The sequence below is a fragment of the Mycobacterium sp. DL440 genome (assembly GCF_011745145.1).
Taxonomy (GTDB): Bacteria; Actinomycetota; Actinomycetes; order Mycobacteriales; family Mycobacteriaceae; genus Mycobacterium.
Map to the genome: position 1 here is coordinate 5,022,355 of NZ_CP050191.1, position 25,112 is coordinate 5,047,466.

Sequence of the window (25,112 nt, forward strand, 5' to 3'; positions counted from 1 at the left end):
GTCGATGCACACAAATCCGGTTCCTGGGTGGAAGATTGACGTCGCAACCCTCGGGTTGCCAGCGGAGTCGAGAATCACCGTCGGCGACGACCCGAGCCTGCCCGGCCCCATCATCGAAACGGAAACGTCTCGCGCCTATCTCGTCGCCAGTAGTCCCGGACCCACACCGCAGTGGTGGCTGACCGGAGTTGACGCCAAGGACGGCCGCCGGTTGTTTCCCCCGGTGGCGTTGAGCACGACGACAGCGGCACCGAGTTGCTTCATCAACGGAGCGTCGGTGATCTGCATCTCGGATGATTTCCACCGGTCCACGGCCTGGGTAATCGATGGGCAGACCGGCGGGCTGACGTTTACCGGAGCGACGGAAGTGCGCCTGGTCAGTTGGGAGAAGCATTCAGCGAGGCAAACGGGCAACTACCTGGTAGCGGTGACTGAACATGAAGGCATCTACGGCGTGGGACCCCAAGCCCAGACGACATGGTTCGTACCTGGGGCAGGCGTCGTCGCCGAACACAACAGTGACGTCGCTTTCCAGGGAACCGGTCGCGAAGATGGCGCAACGCTGTTTTCTCTCACGGACGGTGAAGTGCTCGACCCGCAGTTTCCAGACAACACCGAATTGCTCAATACCGCATTCTTCAGTGGCGGTTTTGCACAGCAATTCACCGAGAAACCTGGGCACGATTTCGTCCAGTTATTTGACGGCACTGGGAAACTCACGACTAACAAGCGCTTCGAAGGCACCCTGAGGAGTACAGCGGGCAATCTGATCGGTATCGGAGACTCCCACAGCTACGTCGTCTACACCCTGCAAGGCGAGAAATTGCTCGACCTGTCCGGCGGCCACCTCCAATTGATCGGCACCACGCTGTGGGTCAGTGAGACCGACAAATCTACTCAGCAAACCCTCTATCGACCGTATGACATGCGGACGGGCGACAAGGGCGAGCCGTGCGAATTCAACTTGGGGACTGGCTATCTCGGATCCGACGGGACGGTGGCGGTGCGCGCTCCGGTCAATCCGAAGTCCGACCTGCTGGCGGATGCCTGGGATCTCACGAAGTGTGAACGAGTGTGGTCGATTCCGAGGAACGGACCACTGGGCCGGATTACCCGACTGGGCGACACTTTGGTCCGCCTGTCCGACGACGGGACCGAACTGTTTTCTCTTGTGAGTCCGTAATCGCAGGCCCGCTCAGGCGCGCGCCAATTCCTCGTCAAGGAACTCCGGCGGATAGTCGTCGAGGTCGTCGGACGTCATGGAGATCTCGTCGGGATCGTCTCGCTTTGCCGTCGCGCTCAGACGTAACCAACCCACGACGGCGATCACGAAACACACGAACGTCAGCGGGTACCACCCGCTCGCGAGCTGCCCGACCCAGAACCGCCGCAGGTCCAGAAAGTTCCAGTACATGCCGCTGAAGTACATGGTGGTGTGATTGCGCCCGGGCCGGTGCAGCGTCCACATGAAAGTCATCGCCAGCAGGCCGGCGGCCCGGTAGGCCCAGCCGCGGGCCCACTGACCCTGTGTCGTACACGCTTTCGCGACGAGCCAGAAGATCGCGGGGGCGAACCACACCCAGTGCGCCGCCCAACTGAACGGCGATACCGCGCAGCCGGTCAGGCCCACCAGCACCACCGCCAGCGCACGTTCCCCTCGTCGGTGCGCCCACGTCGCGGTGGCGAGGCAGGCCGCAAGTACCACTAGGCTCACCACGATCCACAACCATTCCGGCCGCGGGTTCGGTGCGAAGTACCTGGCGAGAAATCCGTTGATCGACTGGTTCGCCAGATGTTCGATGGAGCTGATGTGGGCGGTGTCGCCGAGGTGGCTCCAGAACCAGGCGCTGTCTCGCGGCAGCAGCGGCCAGGTGAGCGCAGCGGTCGCGACGAAAGTGACTGCAGCAGTGGCCGAGGCACGCCACTGCCGGGTGAGCAACAGGTATGGCAGGAACACGAGCGGAGTGAGCTTGACACCCGCGGCCAGGCCCAGCCCGATCCCCCGCCACCGGGCCCCGTCGGGGCGCAACAGGTCGAGGATCACCAGCGCCACGAGCAGGACATTGATCTGTCCCCACCACAACGTGGCCTGCACCGGCTCGACATCGACGACGATCACCGCGAGCGCAGCGCTCATCACCCCGAGCCTCAGATCCGCGCGGATCCCGGCCAGGCGCAGGATGCGCCATGCGATGAGGGCCAACAAGCAGATCGACAGCGCCAGCAGCACGTACTTGGCGACGTCGAAACCGAGCCAGGCCAGCGGCGCGAGGATGAAGGTCGCGAACGGTGGATAGACGTACCAGGCCCCGCGCAGTGCCGGTTCCTGGTACAGACTCCTGCCGTCCCAGGACGCGTGCACCGCGGCGCGATACGTGTCCAGGTCGAAGTTGTTCTCGGTCAACCCGAAGAAATGCGTGCCGAACGGAACCAGATGGTTGTGTACCAGCACCGCCAGGACAGCCATCAGGACTGCCCCTGCGACGATGCGTCGTCGCAGCCTCATCTCTTCCCCCCGGACTTGGCGAGTCGACCGGCAGAGGCCTAGCGCTGCGGCGCAGCCGTCGGCTTGATCACCACCGGCAGGGCAGACTTGCCCATCAGGTAGCGATCGACGCCTGCGGCGGCGGCCCGGCCTTCGGCGATCGCCCATACGATCAGCGACTGTCCACGACCCATGTCACCGGCGACGAATACGCCGGGCACCGAGCTCTGGAAGTTGTCGTCGCGGGAGACGTTTCCGCGGTCGGTCAGCTCGACACCGAGCCCCGTGAGGAGACCGGCCTTTTCGGGACCGACAAAGCCCATCGCGAGCAGCACCAGATCGGCCTTGAGCTCAAAGTCGGTCCCTTCGACCTTCTCGAACTTGCCGGCGTTCATCTTGACCTCGTGCGCGCGGAGGCCGGTCACATGTCCGTCGGAGCCGGTGAATTCCTCGGTGTTGACCGAGAACACGCGCTCGCCGCCCTCTTCGTGAGCCGAGGACACCCGGAACATCAAGGGATAGGTGGGCCACGGCGTCGAGTCTGCACGGGTCTCCGGCGGCCGCGGCATGATCTCGAACTGGTGGATGTTCGCCGCGCCCTGACGGTGCGAGGTGCCCAGGCAGTCCGCGCCGGTATCGCCACCGCCGATGATGATGACGTGCTTGTCCTTGGCGGTGATCGGCGGCTGGCCGCTCTCGTCGAGGACGTCGTCGCCGAGCTGCACCCGGTTGGCCCAGGGCAGGAATTCCATAGCCTGGTGGATGCCATCGAGCTCGCGGCCCGGGATCGGCAGATCACGCCATGCGGTGGCACCGCCGGCCAGCACGACCGCGTCGTAGTTCAGCCGCAGCTGGGCCACGGTGATGTCGACGCCGACGTTGACGCCGGGCCGGAACTGGGTGCCTTCGGCAGCCATCTGTTCCAGGCGCCGGTCGATGTGGCGCTTTTCCATCTTGAACTCGGGGATGCCGTAACGCAGCAGGCCGCCGATGCGGTCGGCGCGCTCGAACACCGTGACGGTGTGGCCGGCCCGGGTGAGCTGCTGGGCGGCGGCCAGTCCGGCCGGTCCGGACCCGACGACGGCGACCTTCTTGCCGGTCTGCACGTCGGGCATCTTCGGAACAACCCAGCCCTGGTCGAAGGCGTTGTCGATGAGCTCGACCTCGACCTGCTTGATGGTCACCGGATCCTGGTTGATGCCAAGGACGCACGACGCCTCGCACGGGGCAGGGCACAACCGGCCGGTGAACTCCGGGAAGTTGTTGGTGGCGTGCAGCCGCTCGATCCCGTCGCGCCACCGGTCCTTGTAGACCAGGTCGTTCCACTCGGGGATCAGGTTCCCCAGCGGGCAGCCGTTGTGGCAGAACGGGATACCGCAGTCCATGCATCGCGATGCCTGGTCTTGCAGCTTGTCGTGGGAGAAGTCCTCGTAGACCTCTTTCCAGTCCTTGAGGCGCAGCGGAACTGGCCTGCGGGTCGGTAGCTCCTTGGACGTGTGCTTGAGGAAACCGCGCGGATCAGCCATTGGCCGCCGCCATGATCGCCTCGTCCACGTTCACGCCGGCCTGCTCGGCCTCGGCGATCGCAGCCAGCACGCGCTTGTAATCGCGCGGCATGACCTTCACAAAGTGCTTCAACTCGTTATCCCAATCAGATAGGACCCGTTGTCCCACAGCCGAATCAGTTGCATCGACGTGGGCGGTGAGAATGCCCTGCAGCCACTCGACGTCAGAGGCCTCCAAGGCTTCCAGCTCCACCATCTCGGTGTTCAGGTTCTCGCCCAGCACACCCGCCGGGTCGTAAACATAGGCGACACCGCCGGACATACCCGCCGCGAAGTTGCGGCCGGTGGGCCCGAGGATGACGACCTTGCCACCGGTCATGTATTCGCAACCATGGTCACCGACACCTTCGACGACCGCGTGGGCGCCGGAGTTACGGACCGCGAACCGCTCGCCGACCTGGCCGCGCAGAAACGCCTCGCCGCTGGTGGCGCCGAAGAGCACCACGTTGCCGGCGATGATGTTGTCCTCGGCGGCAAAACCTGCCGGTGCTTCGTCGGCGGGGCGGACCACGATCCGGCCGCCGGACAGGCCCTTGCCGACATAGTCGTTGGCGTCACCGTAGACGCGCAGCGTGATGCCCTTGGGCACGAACGCGCCGAAGCTGTTGCCGGCCGACCCGTCGAAGTTGATGTCGATGGTGCCGTCCGGAAGCCCCTGCCCGCCATAGACCTTGGTCACCTCATGGCCGAGCATGGTGCCGACCGTGCGGTTGACGTTGGTGATCTTGGTGGAGAAACGGACCGGAGTGCCCTTGTCCAGGGCGTCGCGGCTCTGGACGATCAACTGCTGATCCAGCGCCTTGTCCAGACCATGGTCCTGACGCGAGCTGCAGTACAGATCCTGGTTCATGAACGCCGACTCGGGCTCGTACAGCACGGGCGTCAGGTCCAGCTTGTGGGCCTTCCAGTGCTCGGCGGCCTGGGTGGTGTCCAGCGCGCCGACCTGTCCGACCATCTCGGTGACGGTGCGGAAGCCCAACTGCGCCATGAGCTCACGGACTTCTTCGGCGATGAACATGAAGAAGTTCTCGACGAACTCGGGCTTGGCGTTGAATCGCTGCCGCAGTACCGGGTTCTGGGTGGCCACACCCACCGGGCAGGTGTCGAGATGGCAGACGCGCATCATGATGCAGCCCGCCACGACCAGTGGGGCGGTGGCGAAGCCGAACTCCTCGGCGCCCAGCAGGGCGGCGACCACCACGTCGCGGCCGGTCTTGAGCTGACCGTCGACCTGGACCACGATGCGGTCACGCAGGCCGTTGAGCAGCAGGGTCTGCTGGGTCTCGGCGAGCCCGAGCTCCCACGGGGCGCCCGCGTGCTTCTGCGACGTCAGCGGGGTGGCACCGGTACCGCCGTCGTGGCCGGAGATCAGCACCACGTCGGCGTGCGCCTTCGAGACACCGGCGGCGACCGTTCCCACACCATTTTCCGAAACCAGCTTCACGTGCACACGCGCGGCCGGGTTGGCATTCTTCAGGTCGTGGATCAGCTGTGCCAGATCCTCGATCGAGTAGATGTCGTGGTGCGGCGGCGGCGAGATCAGGCCGACACCCGGGGTCGAGTGCCGCACCTCGGCCACCCACGGGTACACCTTGTGCCCCGGAAGCTGGCCGCCCTCACCAGGTTTCGCACCCTGGGCCATCTTGATCTGGATGTCAGAGCAGTTGGTCAGGTAGTGGCTGGTCACCCCGAACCGACCGGAGGCCACCTGCTTGATGGCGCTGCGACGCAAGTCGCCGTTCTCGTCGGGCTCGAAGCGGTGCACGCTCTCGCCGCCCTCACCCGAATTCGACCGCCCGCCAAGGCGATTCATCGCGATGGCCAGAGTCTCGTGCGCCTCGGCCGAGATCGAGCCGTAGCTCATGGCGCCGGTGGAGAACCGCTTGACGATCTCGGAGGCGGGTTCCACCTCGTCGATCGAGATGGGCTGGCGCACAGCCTCGTCGCCACTGCGGAACTTCAGCAGGCCGCGCAGTGAGGCCATCCGCTCACTCTGGTCGTCGACCAACGCGGTGTACTCCTTGAAGATCGAGTACTGGCCGGTACGCGTTGAATGCTGGAGCTTGAACACCGTGTCCGGGTTGAACAGGTGGTACTCACCCTCGCGACGCCACTGGTACTCACCGCCGACCTCGAGCTCGCGATGCGCGCGCTCGTCGGGACGGTCCAGGTAGGCCAGTGAGTGGCGGGTGGCGACGTCGGCGGCGATGTCGTCGAGGTCGATGCCGCCCACCGGGCAGCTCAGCCCGACGAAGTACTGGTCGAGCACGTCCTGGGAGATGCCGATGGCCTGGAACAACTGCGCACCGGTGTAGGAGGCCAAGGTGGAAATGCCCATCTTGGACATCACCTTCAGCACGCCCTTGCCCGCGGCCTTGACGTAGTTGGCCTTGGCTTGATCGCTGCTGATTCCGGCGATCACACCGCGGTCGACCATGTCCTCGATCGACTCGAAGGCCATGTACGGGTTGACCGCGGCGGCACCGAAGCCGCACAGCATGGCCATGTGGTGCACCTCGCGGGCGTCACCGGCCTCGACCACGAGGCCGACCTTGGTGCGGGTGCGCTCGCGGACCAGGTGGTGGTGCACCGCGGCCACGGACAGCAGCGACGGGATCGGCGCCATGGTCTCGTTGGATTCACGGTCGGACAACACGATGATGCGGGCGCCCTCGCGGATCGCCTCCGAGACCTTGGCGCGGACGTTGTCCAGCGCCTCTTTGAGTCCCTGGCCGCCCCGGTTGACCGGGTACAGGCAGCGGATCACTGCGGCACGCATGCCGTGCTTGTGGCCCCGGACCTCGTGGTCGGGGTCGACGCAGATCAGCTTGGACAGGTCGGCGTTGCGCAGGATCGGCTGCGAGAGCACGATCTGCCGGCACGATTCGGGACCAGGATTGAGCAGGTCGCCCTCGGGCCCGATCACGCCCTGCAGGCTGGTGACCACCTCTTCGCGGATGGCGTCCAGCGGCGGGTTGGTGACCTGGGCGAACAGCTGCTGGAAATAGTCGAACAGCATCCGCGGCCGGGCCGAGAGGATGGCGACCGGGGTGTCGGTGCCCATCGAACCCAGGGCCTCGGCGCCGGTGCGCGCCATGGGCGCCACCAGCAGGTTCAGCTCCTCGTAGGTGTAGCCGAAGATCTGCTGGCGCAACACCACGCGGTGGTGCGGCATCCGGACGTAGTCACCCGGCGGCAGCTCGTCGAGGGGGAACAGGCCCGCCTCGATCCACTCCTGGTAGGGCTGCTCACTGGCCAGCTGAGCCTTGATCTCCTCGTCGGAGACGATGCGGCCCTGGGCGGTGTCCACCAGGAACATCCGGCCGGGCTGCAGCCGCAGCTTCTTGACGACGGTGGACGGGTCGAGCGGCAGCACGCCGGCTTCGGACGCCATCACGACCAGACCGTCGTCGGTCACCCAGATGCGGGAGGGGCGCAGGCCGTTGCGGTCAAGCACGGCGCCGATGACGGTGCCGTCGGTGAAGCACACCGAGGCGGGTCCGTCCCAGGGCTCCATCAGCGAGTCGTGGAATTCGTAGAAAGCGCGGCGGGCGGGATCCATGGACTCGTGGCGTTCCCACGCCTCGGGGATCATCATCAGCACGGCGTGCGGCAGGCTGCGGCCACCGAGGTGCAGCAGCTCGAGCACCTCGTCGAAACGTGCGGTGTCCGATGCGCCAGGGGTACAGACCGGCACGATCTTGTCGAGCCCGTCGGTGCCGAACACATCGGTGCGGATCAGCGCCTCACGGGCGCGCATCCAGTTCTCGTTACCGGTGACGGTGTTGATCTCGCCGTTGTGGGCGATCCGCCGGAACGGGTGGGCCAGCGGCCAGGACGGGAACGTGTTGGTGGAGAAGCGGGAGTGCACGATGCCCAGCGCGCTGGTCATCCGCTCGTCCTGCAGGTCCAGGTAGAACGCCTTGAGCTGCGGGGTGGTCAGCATGCCCTTGTAGACGAAGGTCTGACCGGACAGGCTCGGGAAGTACACCGTCTCGCGCCCTGGGCCGTCCTGGCCCGGTCCCTTGGTGCCCAACTCGTGCTCGGCGCGCTTGCGCACGACGTACGCCTTGCGCTCCAGGTCCATGCCGGAGGCGCCGCCGATGAACAGCTGCCGGAACGTCGGCATGGCGTCGCGCGCCAGCGCGCCCAACGACGAGTCGTCGGTCGGCACCGGACGCCAGCCCAGCACCTTCAGGCCCTCGGCCTCGACGATCTTCTCCACGGCCTCGGCGGCCGTGGACGCGTCACGCGACGACTGCGGCAGGAAGGCGATGCCGGTGGCGTAGCTTCCCTCGGACGGAAGATCGAAGCCCTGTTCCTTGCACACCTCGCGCAGGAACGCATCTGGAACCTGCAGCAGGATGCCTGCGCCGTCGCCGGTGTTCGGCTCTGCGCCCTGGGCACCGCGGTGCTCCAGGTTCACCAGTGCTGTGATCGCCTTGTCCACGATGTCGCGGCTCCGGCGACCATGGATGTCCGCCACCATTGCCACACCGCACGCATCATGTTCGTACGCGGGGTTGTACAGCCCGACCTTGCTGGGCGCCATTCCCACCTTGCCCTTCAACACGCTTCTACGAAGAAGCCGGCTCGGCGTGGGTGGCCTCCGTGCAGCACTGGACGACGGCTATGTCCCACACGCCATAAGTGGAGAAAACGATAAGGCAACTACCGTGGCAGATGCCAACTTAGCCAAGCCTAACTATGCTGGTTTGGCAACTTTGGAACCCGCTCGCCAGCCAGTCGCGGAAATGGCGAATACCGCTGCAGCCCTTACCATTTCAGGTCGACCCCAACGGGGGTGACCCATCCCCCGGCGGGGCCGATCGCCGCCCCATACGTCAATTTAGTTTGCTATGCAGATCACACTAGCCCGTTATAGTGCCGTTATATCAATACTCGATATTTGCAGGAAAGCTTAGTCAGATTCTTAGATTTGGGTCGTCAACGTCCCGAGACCTGTGCGACGCTGCGCACGCCCGTCTCGGGCCGTAGGTCGAGACGACGAAGCGACTGCGCGTTGAGTGCCACGACGACTGTCGACGCTGACATCAATATCGCGCCGACCGACATCGGCATTACAAAGCCCAGCGGAGCGGCCACCCCGGCGGCCAACGGGACCGAGATCAGGTTGTAACCCGCTGCCCACCAAAGGTTCTGCTTCATCTTCCGATAAGACTGCCGGGACAGCTCGATCACCGAGAGCACCGATCGCGGATCGGAGCTGGCCAGGATGACGCCTGCCGAGGCGATGGCGACGTCGGTGCCCGCGCCGATGGCGATGCCGACGTCGGCCGCAGCCAGCGCCGGCGCATCGTTGACACCGTCACCGACCATGGCCACGGTCAGGCCCTCGCCCTGGAGCTCGGCGACCTTGGCGGCCTTGTCCTCGGGCCGCACACCAGCGAACACCCGGTCGATACCCAGCTCCGAGGCCACCGCGGAGGCCACCGGAGCAGCATCGCCAGTGATCATCACCACTTCGACACCCAGATCGTGCAGCGCATCGACGGCCTGACGGGATTCCGGCCGGATCTCGTCGGCCAGCGCCAGTGCGCCGGCCACTTCCCCGTCGACCAGCACGTGCAACACGGTGGCGCCGTCCCACCGCGCGCTGTCCGGCAGGGAGGGTTTCCCGACCTGGTCGAGCAGCGCGGGCCCGCCGACCTGCACCCGACGACCACCGACCAGGGCACTGACACCGATCGCGGGTGAGGAACTGAAGTCGCTCGCTGCCGATACATCGAGGTTGCGCCGCCGGGCCGCGTCGACGATGGCGCGGGCCAGTGGGTGTTCGGAGTCGGCCTCGGCGGCTGCTGCCAGCGCCAGCACATCGTTTTCCGGGCGGTCGGTAGCCGCCATGGCGGTAACCGTCGGCTCCCCCCTGGTCAGGGTGCCGGTCTTGTCGAACAGCACTGCCCGGACGGTGCGCATGGTTTCCAGCGCCAACCGGTCCTTGATCAGCACGCCACCGCGGGCCGCCCGCTCGGTCGCGATGGACACCACCAGCGGGATGGCCAGGCCGAGGGCGTGCGGGCACGCGATGACCAGCACCGTGATGGTGCGAACGACCGCCTGATCAGGTTCACCGAGCAGCGTCCATGCCAGCGCCGTCAGCACCGCCGATCCCAGGGCGAACCAGAACAGCCAGCCCGCAGCCCGGTCGGCCAGCCGCTGTGCCCGCGACGAAGAGTTCATCGCCTCGCCGACCAACCGCTGGATGCCGGCCAGAGCGGTGTCGTCGCCGACGGCCGTCACCCGGATCCGTAGCCCGGAGTCCGTGGCGACGGTGCCCGCGACCACGTCGTCGCCCACGCCCCGTCGCACTGTGCGCGACTCTCCGGTGACCATCGACTCGTCCATGTCGGCCGCACCGTCGGTGATCGCGCCGTCAACCGGCACGCTGCCTCCTGGCCGGACTATCACCAGGTCGCCGACCCGGAGATCCGCCGGGGCCACGGTGACCACCCGCTCGGCGTCGCCGTCACCGTCGACGCGCTCGGCCTCGTCGGGCAGCAGCGCGGCCAGCGAGTCCAGGGCGGAGGTGGTCTGGGCCAGTGACCGCATCTCGATCCAGTGCCCCAGCAGCATGATCACGATCAGCAGCGCGAGCTCCCACCAGAAGTCCAATTCGTGGTGCAGCACACCGAGACTCGCGCCCCAGGAAGCGACGAAGGCGACGGTGATCGCCAATCCGATCAGCAGCATCATTCCCGGTGCACGCGAACGCATTTCGCTGACCGCACCGGCCAGGAACGGTCGGCCGCCCCAGACGTACATCAAGGTACCGAGCACCGGCGAGACCCAGTGCGCGCCGGGGAAATCCGGGATCGAGTAGCCGAGAAGCATCGCGAACATCGGTGACAGAGCCACGGTCGGCACGGCCAGCGCCGCCATGACCCAGAACAGCTTCCGGAACTGGGCGACGTGGCCCCCGTGGCCGGCATGCCCCGCGTGACCGGTGTGTTCGTGCTCGTGCATCGCATGTTCGGGCGTGGTCATATCGCCACTGTATACCCCTAGGGGGTATCTGCCCACCGCGGTGGGCGTAACTGTTGACGGCGATGCACTATCCGCTGAATACCCCGTTGGGCCGCATGGGCATACAAACCCTTGAGGAGAGCCCGGACCGCTGCGTGGCCTCCAGCCCCGTGGGCGGCCTGCTCAATCCCCTGACGCGGGTGCCGACCATCGCTCCGCTGGCGATGCTGGTCGATCACATCGGCGGCCTGATCAACCACCTCCGCCGCAACGACGACGAGTGGACCGTGTCCAGCGAGCTGGCCATCGAGCTCACCCCGCATGCGATAGACCTGGTCACGGCCACACCGGAGGTTCCGGTGGTAGCGACCGCCCGGCCGTTCGGCCCGAAGGGGACCGCGTCGTTGGGACTCTGCGAGCTGACCCACGGAGGCCAGTTGGTGGGGACGGCGACGGTGCGGTCCTTCCACATCCACGCGCCGGGACACATCATCGAGTGGCCCACCGGCTCCACCGAGGGCGCGCCACCCGCAGCGCTCGAAGACCGAATGTCGGTCCAGATTGCCGAGACCGGTGGCGGCGCCGCGGTATTGCGGCAACTACGGGACCCGGTTATCAACAACAGCATCGGCGTCGTGCACGGCGGGGTGTCGGCGGCGGCACTGGAACTCGTCGGCTCTGCGGCACTGGGTGACGGCGCCGGCGAGCCCTGGAGGACGGCTTCGCTGCGGGTCAATTACCTGCGTCAGTTCCGTGGCGGTGACGAATCACGTTACGAGGCACGCACATTACGGGTCGGACGCAGCTCCGGGGCGGTCGATGCGCAAGCCATCGGCGATGACGGGGCGGTGGCGCTGGTGGCCAGGCTGACCGCATACCGCTGAGCCACGCCGGGAAAACGGGCTCTGGTGTCGGGCCGGTCTCGGTGCCGCTACGTAAATTTCGATCCGCCAACGATTCGGCCACGACGGTCTCGCCATCCTCCAATGGCATGTGACGCTCCGGTCAGTGCATGTCCGACCGACCCGAGCGCGGAGGAGTTCACCATGAACAGACCCACAATGGCACATCGATTGGCAGCCGAATTCATCGGAACGTTCTGGCTGGTCCTGGGCGGTTGCGGTAGCGCGGTCTTCGCCGCGAAGGTTATCTCCGACGGCATCTCGGTGGGAATCGGATTCCTCGGAGTCGCTCTCGCGTTTGGCCTGACAGTGCTGACCGGCGTGTATGCGTTCGGCACCATCTCCGGCGGGCATTTCAATCCGGCGGTCACGCTCGGCGCCGCGTTGGCCCGCCGCGTCGAATGGGCCGCCCTTGTGCCCTACTGGATTTCGCAAGTCATCGGCGGTCTGCTGGCCGGCCTGGTGATCTACGTGATCGCCAGCGGCAAGGACGGTTGGTCCGCCACCGGCAACATGGCCGCCAACGGCTACGGTGAGCACTCCCCCGGCGGGTATTCACTGGCCGCGGTGCTACTCGCCGAGGTGATCCTCACCGCGGTGTTCCTGCTGGTCATCCTCGGTTCGACCGATGACCGCGCGCCGAAGGGCTTCGCGGGTCTGGCGATCGGGCTCACCCTCACGCTGATCCACCTCGTCGCGATCCCGATCTCCAACACCTCGGTCAACCCGGCCCGCTCCACGGCAGTCGCCTTCTTCAACGGCAACGGTGCGCCCGCGCAACTCTGGGCGTTCTGGCTCGCGCCGCTGGTCGGCGCGGCAATCGCCGGTCTGGCCTATCCGTTCCTGTTCGGTGTGGCCGAGGAGCTGGCCGAACGCCCGGTGCGCGAGGATGCGCTGGACCGGCAGGATGGCCGCTAGATCAGGTGAGGTGGTCGAATTCACCACTGACCCAACGGATATGGGTATCAGCTGATCGGTGCACTACATCCTTGGCGCCGCTGTCTATCTCGTCGCCGCCAAGGGTGTAGAGCCGGTCGTAGTGGTACGCATCGAGCCGATTCACGATCCGTTGCACCACCGCAGCCGACAACGGGACATGCTTGGGGAAGTTTCGCTGGAACGACACCCAGTTCCTGGCGAGCCCACCGGAGATGGTGTCGCCGACCAGCAGGGTGCCGTCGCGCGTGAGCGCCACCGAACTGCCCCGCATGTGGCCACCGACGTGGATCAGCCGCACCCCGGCCAGCGGTTCGGTCTCGTCGGTCCACAACTGGATGTGCGGATCGGGAGCCGGTAGCCACTCGGCATCGAGGGCGTTCACATAGACCGGCACGCCCCCGAACGCCCGGCTCCAGCTCAATTGCGCACCGAACATGTGCGGATGGCTCGTCGCCACCGCCGCGACGCCGCCGAGGCGGTGAACCAGGCCGAGGATGTCGTCGTCCAGGTAGCTCGGCGAATCCCACAGCAGATTTCCGTGCGCGGTCTGCACCAGGAACGACCGGTGCCCGATGGCGAACCTAGGCACCCTGCGCAGGCTGTGCACTCCGCGCCCGTGGTCGACATATTCAGTTTCGTGCGGGTCCGCGGCCAATGCCGCGAGCGTGGTCCAACTGCCGTGCGGCGGAAGGTCACCACGCTCCTCGATCGAGACGACCTCGGACGTCAGCACACAACTTTCCGCCGGCGCGACAGTGGAATCCGGATGTTCCACACCACATCCGGTGCATATCCAGGTAGGCATGCCCCCAGGCTGGCACCTCAACAGCGGTTGAGGTCAACAGCGTGCAGCGGTTACGCGCTCTTGCGGCGTGCCTTGCCTGCCGCACCTCGCTCGGTGGGTGCGCCCTCGTGCGCCAAGGTGCCCCCGGCGCTCTCCAGATGCGCCCGCACGAACCACTGGAACTTCTCCAGTTCGGCGGCGTGGTCGATGAGGACGTCCTGGGAGACCAAGTCGAGATCTTCGAGCTTCGCGATGGCCTTGCGGATGTCCTCGATGACCCCGTTGTAGACGAGGTCGAGGGCCGCGAGGTGGGCCTGCACGTTGTCGCGTCCGACGGAGTAGTCGTCCCAGGTGCGGTCGGCGACGATCGCGCCCGGAGTGCCCTTCGGGGATTTGCCCAGCGCGGCGATCCGTTCAGCCACCTCATCGGCGTAGCCCCGGACCAGTTCGACCTGCGGGTCGATCATCTCGTGCACCCCGATGAAGTTCGGGCCGACGACGTTCCAGTGGACGTGTTTGAGCGTCAGGTGCAGGTCGTTGTAGGTGCTGAGCTGCTTCTGCAGCAGCTTGGCCACCTCGGCCCCCTGCTTGTCGGTCAGGCCGGGAATGGTGAACGCGGTCATTGCGGTTCCTTTCGGTTCACGATCAGTCGCGTTCGGTGTACCCGGCAACCACGCCCGGCAATCACCGGCTACAACGCAGGCAGGTTCGGGATGGCCTGACGCGCCCCGAAGCGTGGATTGTGGGCCAGCCCACTGGCTTCCAGTAACCGCACGGCCCGCTGTCGGTGCGGACGCAGCGGTTCGAGCAGTTCGATCATGGCCGCGTCGTCGATCGGCCGGCCCAGAAGACTGCGTCCCACCATGGTGGACAGGTGGTAATCACCCACCGAGATCGCATCCGCATCGCCGAATGCGCGTTGCACGGTTTCCGCCGCGGTCCACTCCCCGACCCCGGGTAACGACCGCAGCGCCATGCCGGCCCGCTCGGCGGTCAATCGTTCGAGGGAATCAGCGCGCTGGGCGCACCCGACGACCGTGCGGGCCCGTCCCGGGTCCACATTGGCCCGGTGGAATTCCCACGACGGCATGCGCCGCCACACCTCTGCGCTCGGCATCACCCGCATTCCGGACGGGGCGGGCCCGGGGGCTGGCGCCCCGTACTTGCTCACCAACCGCCGCCAGGCCCACCAGGCGTCCATACCCGAGACCCGCTGCTCGATGATCGCGGGTATCAAGGCCTCCAGTACCCGGCCACTGCGTCCGAGCCGCAGGTGCGGCACCCGCCGATGCGCCTCTGCGATCGTCGCCTCCACCGGTTCGAACCCGCCGGCATGGTCGTCGGCGCCGATCAGAGCCGGAAATCCGTCCAGGAATTCCGCACTGCCGGGTCCCCATGCCTCGCAGTCCACCGTGTCGGGCGCCGAGGCGGTGATCCGCGCGGTAACTGGGCCGCCGCCCATCAAGCTGGTGCGCCAGATCGCGCCGTCGGCACCGACCCGCTGGCAGGGGTTCCCGCTGCTGCGGCGCCACGGAGCCAGCGTCAAGCCCGGACTGGCCGGGCCGTCGAACGTGACGCTGATGGAGGGCACCGCACCAGGCTAAGCCAGGGTGACGTCCGCTTTGTCCGGGTAGAACGCCACGTGACCGGCGATCTCGGCAACAGCCGGGTACGGCTGTTCGTACGTCCAGATCGCGTCTTCGACCCCGCCGACGTGGTAGTAGTTCGCCTCGCCCTTGAAAGGACAGTAGGTGGTCGTGTCGCTGCGGGTCAGGGCCTCCGACACCACATCGGCGCGCGGGATGTACTGCACCGCCGGGTAGGTGGATTCCTGGAGGGTCAGCGCATCGTCGGTCTGGGCGACGATCGCGCCGCCGATGGTGACGATGACCCGACGGCCGGTCGGAGTGATGGTGATGGGGTGGGCTGCGCTCGGCTGCAGCACCTGGCGCTCGGTCATGTGAACTAGAACACGCAAGGTCACCCGATTCTTCCGGTGAATACCATCGGATCATGACTGCTCCCGTGAAAGCCACCGTGTCCATCGCCGCTGATCCCGCTGCGGTGTATGCCCTCATCACCGATCTACCCACCCTGGCCTCGCTTGCCGAGGAAGCTCACGCAATGGAGTGGCAGAGGGGCAGCACGGCCGCCCCCGGTTCAGTTTTCAAAGGACAAAACCGCAATGGATCGAAAAACTGGAGCACGGTCTGCACCGTCACCGACGCCGAGCCAGGCAAAATATTCGCGTTCGATGTGAAGTCCTTGGTGTTCCCGGTCGCGCATTGGCGCTACGACATCGCCGCCACCGATGGTGGCTGCACGGTGACCGAATCCACCTGGGACCGCCGCGCCGGCTGGTTCAAGAAGGTCGCGGGGCTGGCCACCGGGATCTCGGACCGTGATGGTGCCAATGCCGAGCACATCAAGCTGACCCTGCAGCGCCTGAAAGAGCGTGCTGAAAGTTAATTTGTTGCTGCACAGTCAAATTCGGCGTGGCGTCGGCAACCGGCGACGGTTTCGATCGTGACGATGGCGGCGTGATCCGTCCAACATTCCCGCGCCTGACTGCGCGGGTTTGAGGACGGGGTGGGCTGATCCCTGCGCGCACGCGAGGGGCGAACCGGGCGTGGCTCACGCGGCCGCCCCCGGGCAACGGTTACCGGGCAGCAGGCTCGTTCGAGCGATCTCTTTGATTTCTCAACGAATCAACCTACTGATGAGTAAGGTTCCCAATTTGTCGAGACCCGTCGGCACAAAAGGAGCCCAATGCATACAAATTTGCGGCCAAATCTGCGGCCGTTTGCCACCGCCAGTATCGCGCTCGTCGGCGCGACCGCCATCGCCATGACCCCGGTTGCGGCTTTGACGGCGCCCCCCGACATCAAGGTCGCCAACCCGGCGGTACAACTCAGCGCCGCAATCGACCCCATCACGCCGTGGTTGGAGGTCTTCAACAACGCGGAGGTCAACCTCGCGAACCTGGCCGACGCCTGGCTGACGGCACCCGCCCCGGTGCTGCAGCAGGTCATCGCCAACCAGATCGGCTACCTCTCCCAACTCCCCGACTTCCCGGCGATCATCGGGCAGATGGCGACCAATCTGGAGGCGGCAGTCAAGGCGCCGTTCGCCATCGACTTGAGCACGTTGGAGAGCACGAACCGGCTTCTGAGTCACCGGTCTTTGTTCACCATCCTGCAAGCCCTGGGAGATGAGTCGCCGATCCCGGCCGCACTCCAGCCGCTGATCGATTTTTCGACGACCTACACCAGCGGAATCCTCCTCGGCCTGGTCGGACCTGTCATCAGTCCGGTGCTGGCCCTGGCCGCCAGCGTGAGTGCGATCGCGGAGAACCTCGGCGGCGAGACCCCCGACTTCCAAGCGGCGGTCAGCACCTTGATCAATACCCCCGCCGCGATGGCCGATGCCTTCCTCAACGGCGGACAATCGCTGGACCTCACCCCGGTGCTGGACGCGTTGGGCTTGGATCTGGATCCGGGGCCCGGCACCGATGTGACGAACGTCGGCATCACCTTCGGCGGCCTGCTGAGCCCGGGCGGGTCCATCTTCAACGCCCTCGACTTCGACATCACGATTGCCAATGTCATCAAGGTCAACATTCCCGGACAAGGGCCGGGGGCCATCGGTTCACTGATCGGCCTCGGCCAAGCGGTCGCGAAGGCCATCGGATGGGACGGTACGGGCAACCCGCTGGCGCCGCCGCTGAAGACGCCGGAGACCTCGTCGGCCGAAACGCCAACGGCCGCACTGGCGCAGGCAAATGACATCGCGCCCCGGGCTTCCCGGACCGTCACGTTGGACGCCCCTGCGCGATCCGTCACGGCGGCCGACAAGGTGCTCGCCGAGTCCGCTTCTTCGGGAACAACGGCCGCATTGGCAGCCGTAAAGGAGGCAGCCGCACCGGTCGAACAGGCGAGCTCACCGGTCGAGGCAGCAGACGAGTCGACCGGCAAAGAAGCCACTGCGACCAAGGCGTCCGAGACCAGCCCCCAGCCGAAGCGGAGGGACCTGGCGAACCGCATCACCAGTCGGATCAAGTCGGCATCCGAGCGGACGGGCGCTAGCAGCTCAAAGCTGCGCCACGCCCCCAAGAAGTCGGCGGCGGCGAAGGCCGGCGCCGGAACGCGTTCCGGCACAGGCACAGCGAAGTCGTCAGGCGGAAAGTCGGACAACTAGTGCCGATGTCGCGCAGTTAGGCGGGTGGCGGTTGGGCGAACCACCGCCACCACCAACTGCGCGGTTTCGGGATCAGTGCGGCTTGCGGGTGATGATGTCGGCGACCCGTGCGATCGGCGAGGTCTGGGCCCGTCCACCCGCCTCATGCCGGTCGGCCAGTTTGTAGGCGACATAAAGCCCGCGCACCCCGAGCCAGCGCAGCGGTTCGGGTTCCCAGTTGCGTGATCGGTGCCCGACCCACGGCAGTTCGGTGATCGGGGTGGCACGTCCCAGTACCAAGTCGGCAAGGGTGCGCCCGGCCAGGTTGGTCGCGGTGACCCCATGCCCGACATACCCGCCGGCCCAGCCGAGTCCGCTGGCCTTGTCCAGCGCCACACCCGCCTGCCAGTCGCGCGGGACGCCCAGCACCCCGCACCAACCGCGGGCGATCGGAACGTCGCGCACCTGCGGCAGGATCGAGTGCAGCACATCGGTGAGCAGCCCGATGGTGCGCGCGGGCACCTGCCCGTCGACGTCGGTGCGTGAGGCGTAGCGGTAGGGGACACTGCGCCCACCGATGGCGATGCGATCGTCGACGGTGCGCTGGGCATAGAAGAAACCGTGCGCACTGTCCCCCACGGTTTCGCGCCCGTGCCAACCGATTTCGTCCCACAACGCGCCCGGGATCGGGTCGGTGGCGATCATCGAACTGTTCATCGGCAGCCAGGTCCGGCGTAGCCCGGGCAGTGCCGGGGTGAAGCCTTCGGTGGCGCGCAGGACGATCGGCGCCCGCACCGTTCCCCGGGCGGTGACGGCGCGGCCCGGCGCGATCTCGGTCACCGGGGTGTCTTCGTAGATCGTCACACCGTGACGTTCTACTGCCTCCGCCAGCCCGCGGACCAGCCGGGCCGGCTGGATCCTGGCACAGTGCGGGTTGTGGTAGGCCGAGACCACACCGTCGAGGCGAATGCGCTCAACCGCTTGCTCTTTCGTCAGCTCGGTGACATCGACACCCCACGACCGTTCCTCGGCCATCGCGGCGGCAAGCCGGGCGGCCTGGGCAGGTTTGCGGGCGATTTCCAAGGTGCCGCCCTTGACCGCACCGGCGTCGATCCCCTCGCGGTCCGCCACTGCGATGACCTCGTCGACAGCCTCGTTTAGTGCGTGCTGCCAGGCAAGCACGCGGTCGCGGCCGTGCTGCTCGGCCATCCGCTGCCGGTCGCCCGGTGCCAGTCCGGACAGCCAGCCGCCGTTGCGACCCGAGGCCCCGAAGCCGGCGAACTGCGCCTCCAGCACGGTGATCCGCAACGACGGATTCGCCTGTTTCAGGTAGTAGGCAGACCACAGCCCGGTGTATCCGGCGCCGACGATGCAGACGTCGGCGCCGCGGTCACCCGGTAGCGCCGGCCGCGGCGCGGGCAGCGTGTCGAACCAGTGGGAGACCTGACCGTTGACCGTGGTGGGCACCGCTGGATTCTGCCAGGACATGTCGGACCTCGGGAGGAATGTGGACGCCAAGTAGCAACGAAAGGGGCACCCCATGTGTTGGACCTGTGATCACCCGGAAGCCACCAGGCAGGACTACCTGGATTTGCTTCGGGCGAAGACGCTGAAACGGGGCTGGGCGCTGCAGTACGTCGAGGACGACCGTCGACCGTTCGCATACACCATCGGACTCACCGAAGCGGGGCTTCCTGAGCTGGTGGTCACCGGGTTGCCGCCGCTGAAGGCAATGCAAGTGCTGAATTCGGTGGCGGACTACATGGTGCACGAGACCGAGCCTGCCCCCGGCGACACCATCACGCTGCCCGATGACTGGTTCGCCGAATTCGTCGAAGTCGCCGAACCCACCGCACATCTCGCCTTCGCAGTGGAGTTGTGCGGCCCCGACATCCGTGCGCTGCAAGTCGTCTGGTGGGATCGACAAGGCCACTCACCATGGTGTCCTGAGTTCAATCGGGCCGGCCCACGCCAACCGGTCCTTGGCATGCGCGGACCCGGCGGCGCCCCGTGAACATGCTTATTTCTGCCATGAGGCGATCAATCTCTGCCACCGGAAATTGACCGGCTGACCTCTCGGTTTACATAGTCATAACCGGCATGAGACAGAGAGAAGCAGGGAAATGAAGAAGTTCGGATTCGCCGCCATCGCCGCCAGCGGACTGAGTGCAGCGGTCCTGGGCGTGGCCGCACCGGCCCTGGCCGCTGAGCCCACTCACGTCGCAGCCCCCAGCAGCGTCACCATCTCTGCGGGCGTCGACCACCTTGGCTGGCTGGACCAGGTCCACCACAAGCCGACAGTGCCGAAGGTGGACACCACCGTCCGCCACAGTGGTCGGTGACATCGAAAGCGACAAGAGGGGCAGCCCGGAAAGGGCTGCCCCTCTTTGCTTTACAGAGCTCTCGAGGATCAGAAGGCGTAGCGGTGATACTGCGCCATGTACCGCAGCACCGGGACCGGCTTCATGACGGCCAGCATCAGCCGGTAGTACCAGGGCAGGATGTTGAACACAGGATCGTCGAAAGGCGATACCCGGGCCAGCAGGCGGGTGCCCGGCACCGCCCGCAGGATGTCTTCGGGCTTGTTGATCGCCCAGTGCAGTTTGGCCCCCGACCGGCGCACCACGGTATTCATCCACTGCGATTTGACCCCAAGCGTATTGAACGCATCGAATTGCAGCTCCCCGGAAGGGAATCCGTCGACGATGCGCCGCAGGAGCGCCACCCCATCGTGTTCGGTGAGGTACATCGTGAGCCCCTCGCCGAGCATCAGGGTCGGCCGGTCGGCCGGAATGTCGCGTAGCCAGGCCGGATCGGTCACCGACCCGGCGACGACGTGATAGTGCTCGGCTGCCGGATACAGCTGCTCGCGCAGGTGCGCGACGTCGGGGTAATCGATGTCGTACCACTCGACTCCCGGCCCGGGCTGCACGCGGAAGAACCGGCCGTCCAGACCGCACCCCAGGTGCAGCACCACTGCCTCGGGGTGCACCGCCAGGAACTGCCGAGTCCAGCCGTCGAAGTGGGCGCTGCGGGTGGTCACCGAAGGCGACGTCGCCTCCCTGATCGAGGTACGGCTCCAGTCGTAGTCGATGCGGTCGGCGATCTCTTTGGCCAACTGGTCACCCAGGATCGGGTTGGGCATCCCGGCGTCGAGCGCCTTGGCGTAGAACGTGGCCAGCATGGTCTGCGGCGCCCCGGTGAGGTCGACTTTCAGCTTGTCGGTCATATCGCCAGGTTAGGCCGCAATACGCTTGCCGCCCAGTGGCTTAACACCTCTCGGCGTGGTGTTCAGCTGCTCTTCTGCGCCCGTTTGGCGGCGCGCAGGCCCACCCAGAACTTTGCCGCCTCGGCGATCGACTCCTCCACCGGCCTTGGCTGCCAACCGAGTTCACGCACCGCCTTCGAGTGGTCGAGTTCCGCCTCGGCCCGCATGAGCCGCAATGATTCCAGCGACAGCCGCTCGTCGGTGCCACGCAGCTTGCCTTTGAGGGTGCCGGCCGCAGCCAGTAGATACGACACCGGCAGCGGAAGGGATCGCTGCGGAGGTGCGACGCCGGCGGCCTCGGCAGCCAACCGGGCCACCTCGGCGTTGCTGATCATCTTCTCCGAGATGAGGTAGCGCTCACCCGGGGCGCCCCGCTCGGCGGCCAAGAGCATGGCGTGCGCCGCGTCGTCGATACCGACGGCCTCCAGGTCGATCCCGCTCATCACGAACGGCAGCTTGCCGAACGCGGCTCCGGCGATGATCGCACCGTGCGGGGTGCGGCCCCAGTCCCCGCTGCCGTAAGTGGTGGACACGCACATCGCGACGGCGGGTAGCCCGCGTTCGCGCGCGTACTCCAGCACGAGATCCTCGGCCTGCACGCGCGAGCGCACGTACGGCGTCACCCCCTGCAGGTCGATCACGTCGTCCTCCGAGGAGCGCTTGCCGCGCTTCCGCCCAACAGTGACGTAGCTGCTGGTGTAGACGAACTTGCGCAGACCGTCGATCCCAGCAGCGACGTCGAGCACGTTGCGGGTGCCCTCGACATTGGTGCGAAACAGCGGTGCCGGGTCACGCAACCAACCGCGGGCGTCGACGACGCAGTGGTAGACGACGTCACACCCGGTCATCGCCTCGCGCAAGGCCTCGGTGTCGAAGACATCGCCAAGAACCCGCGTCACCGGCAGGTCATCGATCCCGACGGTGTTGGCGTTCGGCCGCACCATGGCCCGGACCTCGGAACCGTCTTCAGCACTTGCGACCAACTGCCGCAACACATGGGAGCCCAGGAATCCGTTGGCACCGATGACCAGCGTGGCGCTCATCTGTGCTGTCTCCTCTTCGCGCAAGCGCTCATCTGTGCTGTCTCCTCTTCGCGCAAGCGCTCATCGGCCGCCCCCGAACTTCTTGAGCCACGCCTCGGCCTCGTCGGTCAACGTGCCGAGTTCGGCGGCCTTGCGGCACCACTTGCGGGCCGCGGAGGCGAACCGCAGCGGGTTGTAGACATCTTCCTGACGTGACCACAGGCCCTCGCCCGCGTAGGTCAGGATCGAGATGTTGGTGGCGCTGATGATGGTGCCGTCACCGGGGTCGCGCATGGGGTTGTCCAGCTCGCAGATGATTCGCCCGCTGGGTTCGTCGATCACCGACCACAGCGACGGGAATGACGTCATGTAGCTGCCCGGGAAAGTGGTCATGGTCTTCCAGATCCAGGGCCGCACCTGCTCGCGGCCCTTCATGGTGCCCACCGCGTGCTCGATGTAGTCGACGTCGACCGTGTAGTGGTCGGCCCACACATCCCAGTTCTTGGTCTGCGCGGCCCGGTCCACGGTCTGCTCGAACGTTTCAAAGGCAGCGGCGAGTTCATCGCGGCTGAAAGACCTGCTCGTCACCCCAAAACTAGAACACGTTCTACCGGGCTTTGTCGAGGCCTGTCACTCCACCGTCAACACCTGGCGGGATCCCAGCGGGGCCTGCAGGGCCACCTCGGCGGTGCCGTGCACGGCGAGTGCGATGCACATGCGACCGACGGACTCCGGTGGTGTCCCGCCGCGAAGATCGATCGTGACGGCGTCGGCGGTCTCTTGCGTGATCAGATGCACGCCGAAGCAATCCGGGGTACCTGCGGTGAAGTTGACCAGCAGGCGTTCCTGGTCGCGGCTGAACGATTCGATCCGGGTCAGGTGGGCGTCGACGATCGCCGGGTTGTTGACGAAGAGGGTCCGGGCGGGATCAGGCGCCACCTCGGGCACCGCGACCGGGGTCGGATCGGCGGCCGCGGTAGGGCAGCCGGCCGCCAGGAGTAAACCGACGAGTACTGCGGTTACAACTACACGCATGACCACCACCGTAACCACGGAGCACAATGGGGCACATGGGTAACTATTCGACAGCGATCCTGGCCGGCGGCTGCTTCTGGGGTATGCAGGACCTCATCCGCAAGCAACCCGGCGTGGTCTCCACCCGCGTGGGGTACACCGGTGGTCGCAACGACCACCCGACGTATCGGAACCACCCGGGCCACGCGGAGGCCGTCGAGGTCGAGTACGACCCGGCGCAGACCGACTACCGCGCACTGCTGGAGTTCTTCTTCCAGATCCACGATCCGTCCACCAAGGACCGGCAGGGCAACGACGCCGGCACCAGCTACCGGTCGGCGATCTTCTACCTCGACGACGAGCAGAAGCGCGTCGCGCTGGACACCATCGCCGACGTGGACGCGTCGGGACTGTGGCCGGGCAAGGTGGTCACCGAGGTGACCGCGGCGGGTGATTTCTGGGATGCCGAGCCCGAACACCAGGACTATCTGCAGCATTACCCGAACGGGTACACGTGCCATTTCCCGCGTGCGGGCTGGAAGCTGCCCAAGCGTCAGACCGCCGGATAGCTGCTCAATCCCCCAGCGGAGTAGCGCGGCGATGCATGACGATGCGCCCGCCCGCCGCAGGGGTGTAGGCCACACCGCGGGAGTGCACTTTCTCGCCCGGTGCGGCGGTGGTCTCGATGACGAAGTGCCGCAACACCGTTCGCAGCACCACGTCCATTTCCACGTTCGCGAACACGGCTCCGACGCAGCGCCGGGTGCCGCCACCGTACGGCAGCCAGCCCAGGCCGGGCCGGCTTCCGACGAACCGCTGCGGATCGAACCGGTCCGGATCGGGGAATTCCTTTTCGGACTCCTGGATCTGCGAGATAGCCACGATGATGGAGTGTCCGCGCGGAATCTCCCACTCTCCCAGCCGGATCGATGGCGCATAGACGTGGCGGCCGGAGAAGTCGATGACGGTGCGGTTGCGCTGCACCTCCAGGATGGTGGCCTGACGGTATTCGTTGCCGTCGGTGGCCGCCTCGGCCTCCAACTCGGCCAGCACCCGGGGATGGCGGCTGATCCGTTCGAAGGCCCAGCCCAGGGTTGACGCCGTGGTTTCGTGCCCGGCAGCCAACAGCGTCAGTAGCTCATCGCCGATGTCCTTGCGGGACATGGCCGATCCATCCTCATACGTGCTACGCAGCAGCAAGGCCAGGATGTCGTCGCGCTGGTCGAAGCCCGGGTCGGCTTCGACCTTGTCGATCAACCGACCGAGGACGGCGTCATACTCCCGGCGGTATGCGGCCAGCCGGCCCCACGGACTGAACCGGCCGTAGGTGCGGCGCGGGGTGGGCACCACCACGAGCCGCGAGCCCAGGGTGACCCAGGGCGGGATGATCCGGCGCAACTCGTCGAGTTGCTCACCGTCGGCGCCGAACACCGCGCGCAGGATCACGTTGAGCGTGATCCGCATCATCGGTTCGAGCGTCTCGAACTCCTGTCCCTGCGGCCAGTTCGCCGATTCCCGCAGGGTCTCCTCTTCGAAGATCTGCTCGTAGTTTCGGATGCTCTTGCCGTGGAACGGCGGGGTGAGCAGCTTGCGGCGGCGACGGTGATCGGTGCCGTCGAGGGCGAACACAGATCCGGATCCCAGGATGCGGCTCAAGTTGGGCTGAATGTTGCCGACATCGTCGGTGTTGGCCGCGAAGAGCTGCTTGGCCAGCTGGGCATCGGCAACCAAGACGGTGGGTCCGAAGATCGGGAGCTTGAGGCTGAAGACATCGCCCTGACGCCGGGCGACCTGTTTGACCACCCAGCGCCTGGCCAGGGCAAAGCCGATGGCCTGCAAGGGTTTCGGAAACCGCGCCGGTGGCGGTATCCGACCTGGGACGGTGCTCGCGGTGGGGTTATCGGTGGTCTTCTGAGCAGCTACGAGCTCGGTCATACCATCTCCAGCCAGTCCTGGTACCACGTAGTACCAAT

At 66.3% G+C, this 25,112-nt stretch carries 22 protein-coding genes; 8 read left to right on the forward strand and 14 right to left on the reverse strand.

Features of this window, described 5'->3' with window-relative positions; all coding sequences use genetic code 11:
- Positions 1–4: 4 nt before the first annotated feature.
- Entirely contained in the window at positions 5–1,183 is a 1,179-nt protein-coding gene (locus HBE63_RS24495; protein ID WP_166907070.1) for a hypothetical protein, read from the forward strand.
- A 12-nt stretch (positions 1,184–1,195) separates the two neighbouring features.
- Here the strand turns inward: HBE63_RS24495 and HBE63_RS24500 are convergent, their stop codons facing one another.
- From HBE63_RS24500 to HBE63_RS24515, 4 genes are all read right to left on the reverse strand, one after another.
- Complete coding sequence (locus tag HBE63_RS24500) at positions 1,196–2,506, reverse strand: glycosyltransferase 87 family protein (RefSeq protein WP_166907072.1); 1,311 nt, start codon at positions 2,504–2,506, stop codon at positions 1,196–1,198.
- 38 nt (positions 2,507–2,544) lie between these two features.
- Entirely contained in the window at positions 2,545–4,011 is a 1,467-nt protein-coding gene (locus HBE63_RS24505) for a glutamate synthase subunit beta (RefSeq protein WP_166907074.1), read from the reverse strand.
- Complete coding sequence (gltB, locus tag HBE63_RS24510; RefSeq protein ID WP_166907076.1) at positions 4,004–8,602, reverse strand: glutamate synthase large subunit; 4,599 nt, start codon at positions 8,600–8,602, stop codon at positions 4,004–4,006. Before gltB ends, HBE63_RS24505 begins: the two co-directional genes overlap by 8 nt.
- Before the next feature lie 395 nt (positions 8,603–8,997).
- A complete protein-coding gene (locus HBE63_RS24515; protein WP_166907078.1) occupies positions 8,998–11,055 on the reverse strand; it encodes a heavy metal translocating P-type ATPase in 2,058 nt (685 codons plus the stop codon).
- 62 nt (positions 11,056–11,117) lie between these two features.
- Between HBE63_RS24515 and HBE63_RS24520 the strand changes: the two genes are divergently transcribed.
- A complete protein-coding gene (locus HBE63_RS24520; protein ID WP_166907080.1) occupies positions 11,118–11,918 on the forward strand; it encodes a PaaI family thioesterase in 801 nt (266 codons plus the stop codon).
- Positions 11,919–12,080: 162 nt separating this feature from the next.
- On the forward strand, positions 12,081–12,854 hold the full coding sequence (gene aqpZ / locus HBE63_RS24525; protein ID WP_166907081.1) for an aquaporin Z: 774 nt from the start codon (positions 12,081–12,083) through the stop codon (positions 12,852–12,854).
- Position 12,855: 1 nt separating this feature from the next.
- Here aqpZ and HBE63_RS24530 read toward each other — a convergent pair whose 3' ends face one another.
- The 4 genes from HBE63_RS24530 to HBE63_RS24545 all read right to left on the reverse strand — a co-directional run bounded on the left by HBE63_RS24530 (position 12,856) and on the right by HBE63_RS24545 (position 15,619).
- The gene (locus HBE63_RS24530) at positions 12,856–13,680 is read right to left on the reverse strand and encodes a hydrolase (protein ID WP_208301199.1); all 825 of its coding nucleotides are present in this window, start codon (positions 13,678–13,680) and stop codon (positions 12,856–12,858) included.
- A 50-nt stretch (positions 13,681–13,730) separates the two neighbouring features.
- A complete protein-coding gene (locus HBE63_RS24535) occupies positions 13,731–14,282 on the reverse strand; it encodes a Dps family protein (protein WP_166907083.1) in 552 nt (183 codons plus the stop codon).
- Between the two features lie 68 nt (positions 14,283–14,350).
- Positions 14,351–15,250 (reverse strand): DNA-3-methyladenine glycosylase, encoded by a 900-nt coding sequence (locus tag HBE63_RS24540; RefSeq protein WP_166907085.1) that lies wholly within the window; start codon positions 15,248–15,250, stop codon positions 14,351–14,353.
- A gap of 9 nt (positions 15,251–15,259) precedes the next feature.
- Positions 15,260–15,619, reverse strand: a complete 360-nt coding sequence (locus tag HBE63_RS24545; RefSeq protein WP_166907087.1) for a DUF427 domain-containing protein — start codon at positions 15,617–15,619, stop codon at positions 15,260–15,262.
- A 53-nt stretch (positions 15,620–15,672) separates the two neighbouring features.
- Between HBE63_RS24545 and HBE63_RS24550 the strand changes: the two genes are divergently transcribed.
- Both HBE63_RS24550 and gjpA read left to right on the forward strand, forming a co-directional pair.
- Positions 15,673–16,128 carry an SRPBCC family protein gene (locus HBE63_RS24550; RefSeq protein ID WP_166907089.1) on the forward strand — a complete coding sequence of 152 codons (456 nt, stop codon included), beginning with the start codon at positions 15,673–15,675 and terminating at the stop codon, positions 16,126–16,128.
- A gap of 300 nt (positions 16,129–16,428) precedes the next feature.
- The gene (gene gjpA, locus HBE63_RS24555; protein ID WP_243858266.1) at positions 16,429–17,856 is read left to right on the forward strand and encodes an outer membrane porin GjpA; all 1,428 of its coding nucleotides are present in this window, start codon (positions 16,429–16,431) and stop codon (positions 17,854–17,856) included.
- A gap of 72 nt (positions 17,857–17,928) precedes the next feature.
- Here gjpA and HBE63_RS24560 read toward each other — a convergent pair whose 3' ends face one another.
- On the reverse strand, positions 17,929–19,323 hold the full coding sequence (locus HBE63_RS24560; RefSeq protein ID WP_166907090.1) for an FAD-binding oxidoreductase: 1,395 nt from the start codon (positions 19,321–19,323) through the stop codon (positions 17,929–17,931).
- 52 nt (positions 19,324–19,375) lie between these two features.
- Between HBE63_RS24560 and HBE63_RS24565 the strand changes: the two genes are divergently transcribed.
- Both HBE63_RS24565 and HBE63_RS24570 read left to right on the forward strand, forming a co-directional pair.
- Positions 19,376–19,849: a DUF4262 domain-containing protein gene (locus tag HBE63_RS24565; RefSeq protein ID WP_166907092.1), complete on the forward strand. Its 474-nt coding sequence runs from the start codon at positions 19,376–19,378 to the stop codon at positions 19,847–19,849.
- A gap of 109 nt (positions 19,850–19,958) precedes the next feature.
- Positions 19,959–20,177 carry a hypothetical protein gene (locus tag HBE63_RS24570; protein WP_166907094.1) on the forward strand — a complete coding sequence of 73 codons (219 nt, stop codon included), beginning with the start codon at positions 19,959–19,961 and terminating at the stop codon, positions 20,175–20,177.
- A 68-nt stretch (positions 20,178–20,245) separates the two neighbouring features.
- Here the strand turns inward: HBE63_RS24570 and HBE63_RS24575 are convergent, their stop codons facing one another.
- From HBE63_RS24575 to HBE63_RS24590, 4 genes are all read right to left on the reverse strand, one after another.
- Positions 20,246–21,064 carry a class I SAM-dependent methyltransferase gene (locus tag HBE63_RS24575; protein WP_166907096.1) on the reverse strand — a complete coding sequence of 273 codons (819 nt, stop codon included), beginning with the start codon at positions 21,062–21,064 and terminating at the stop codon, positions 20,246–20,248.
- Positions 21,065–21,126: 62 nt separating this feature from the next.
- A complete protein-coding gene (locus HBE63_RS24580; RefSeq protein ID WP_166907098.1) occupies positions 21,127–22,146 on the reverse strand; it encodes an NAD-dependent epimerase/dehydratase family protein in 1,020 nt (339 codons plus the stop codon).
- A 60-nt stretch (positions 22,147–22,206) separates the two neighbouring features.
- Positions 22,207–22,713, reverse strand: coding sequence for a nuclear transport factor 2 family protein (locus HBE63_RS24585; protein WP_166907100.1), 507 nt, complete (start codon positions 22,711–22,713; stop codon positions 22,207–22,209).
- Between the two features lie 42 nt (positions 22,714–22,755).
- The gene (locus tag HBE63_RS24590) at positions 22,756–23,160 is read right to left on the reverse strand and encodes a hypothetical protein (protein WP_243858267.1); all 405 of its coding nucleotides are present in this window, start codon (positions 23,158–23,160) and stop codon (positions 22,756–22,758) included.
- 35 nt (positions 23,161–23,195) lie between these two features.
- Between HBE63_RS24590 and msrA the strand changes: the two genes are divergently transcribed.
- Positions 23,196–23,708: a peptide-methionine (S)-S-oxide reductase MsrA gene (gene msrA, locus HBE63_RS24595; RefSeq protein ID WP_166907102.1), complete on the forward strand. Its 513-nt coding sequence runs from the start codon at positions 23,196–23,198 to the stop codon at positions 23,706–23,708.
- Between the two features lie 4 nt (positions 23,709–23,712).
- Here msrA and HBE63_RS24600 read toward each other — a convergent pair whose 3' ends face one another.
- Complete coding sequence (locus tag HBE63_RS24600; RefSeq protein WP_166907103.1) at positions 23,713–25,074, reverse strand: cytochrome P450; 1,362 nt, start codon at positions 25,072–25,074, stop codon at positions 23,713–23,715.
- Between the last annotated feature and the right edge of the window lie 38 nt (positions 25,075–25,112).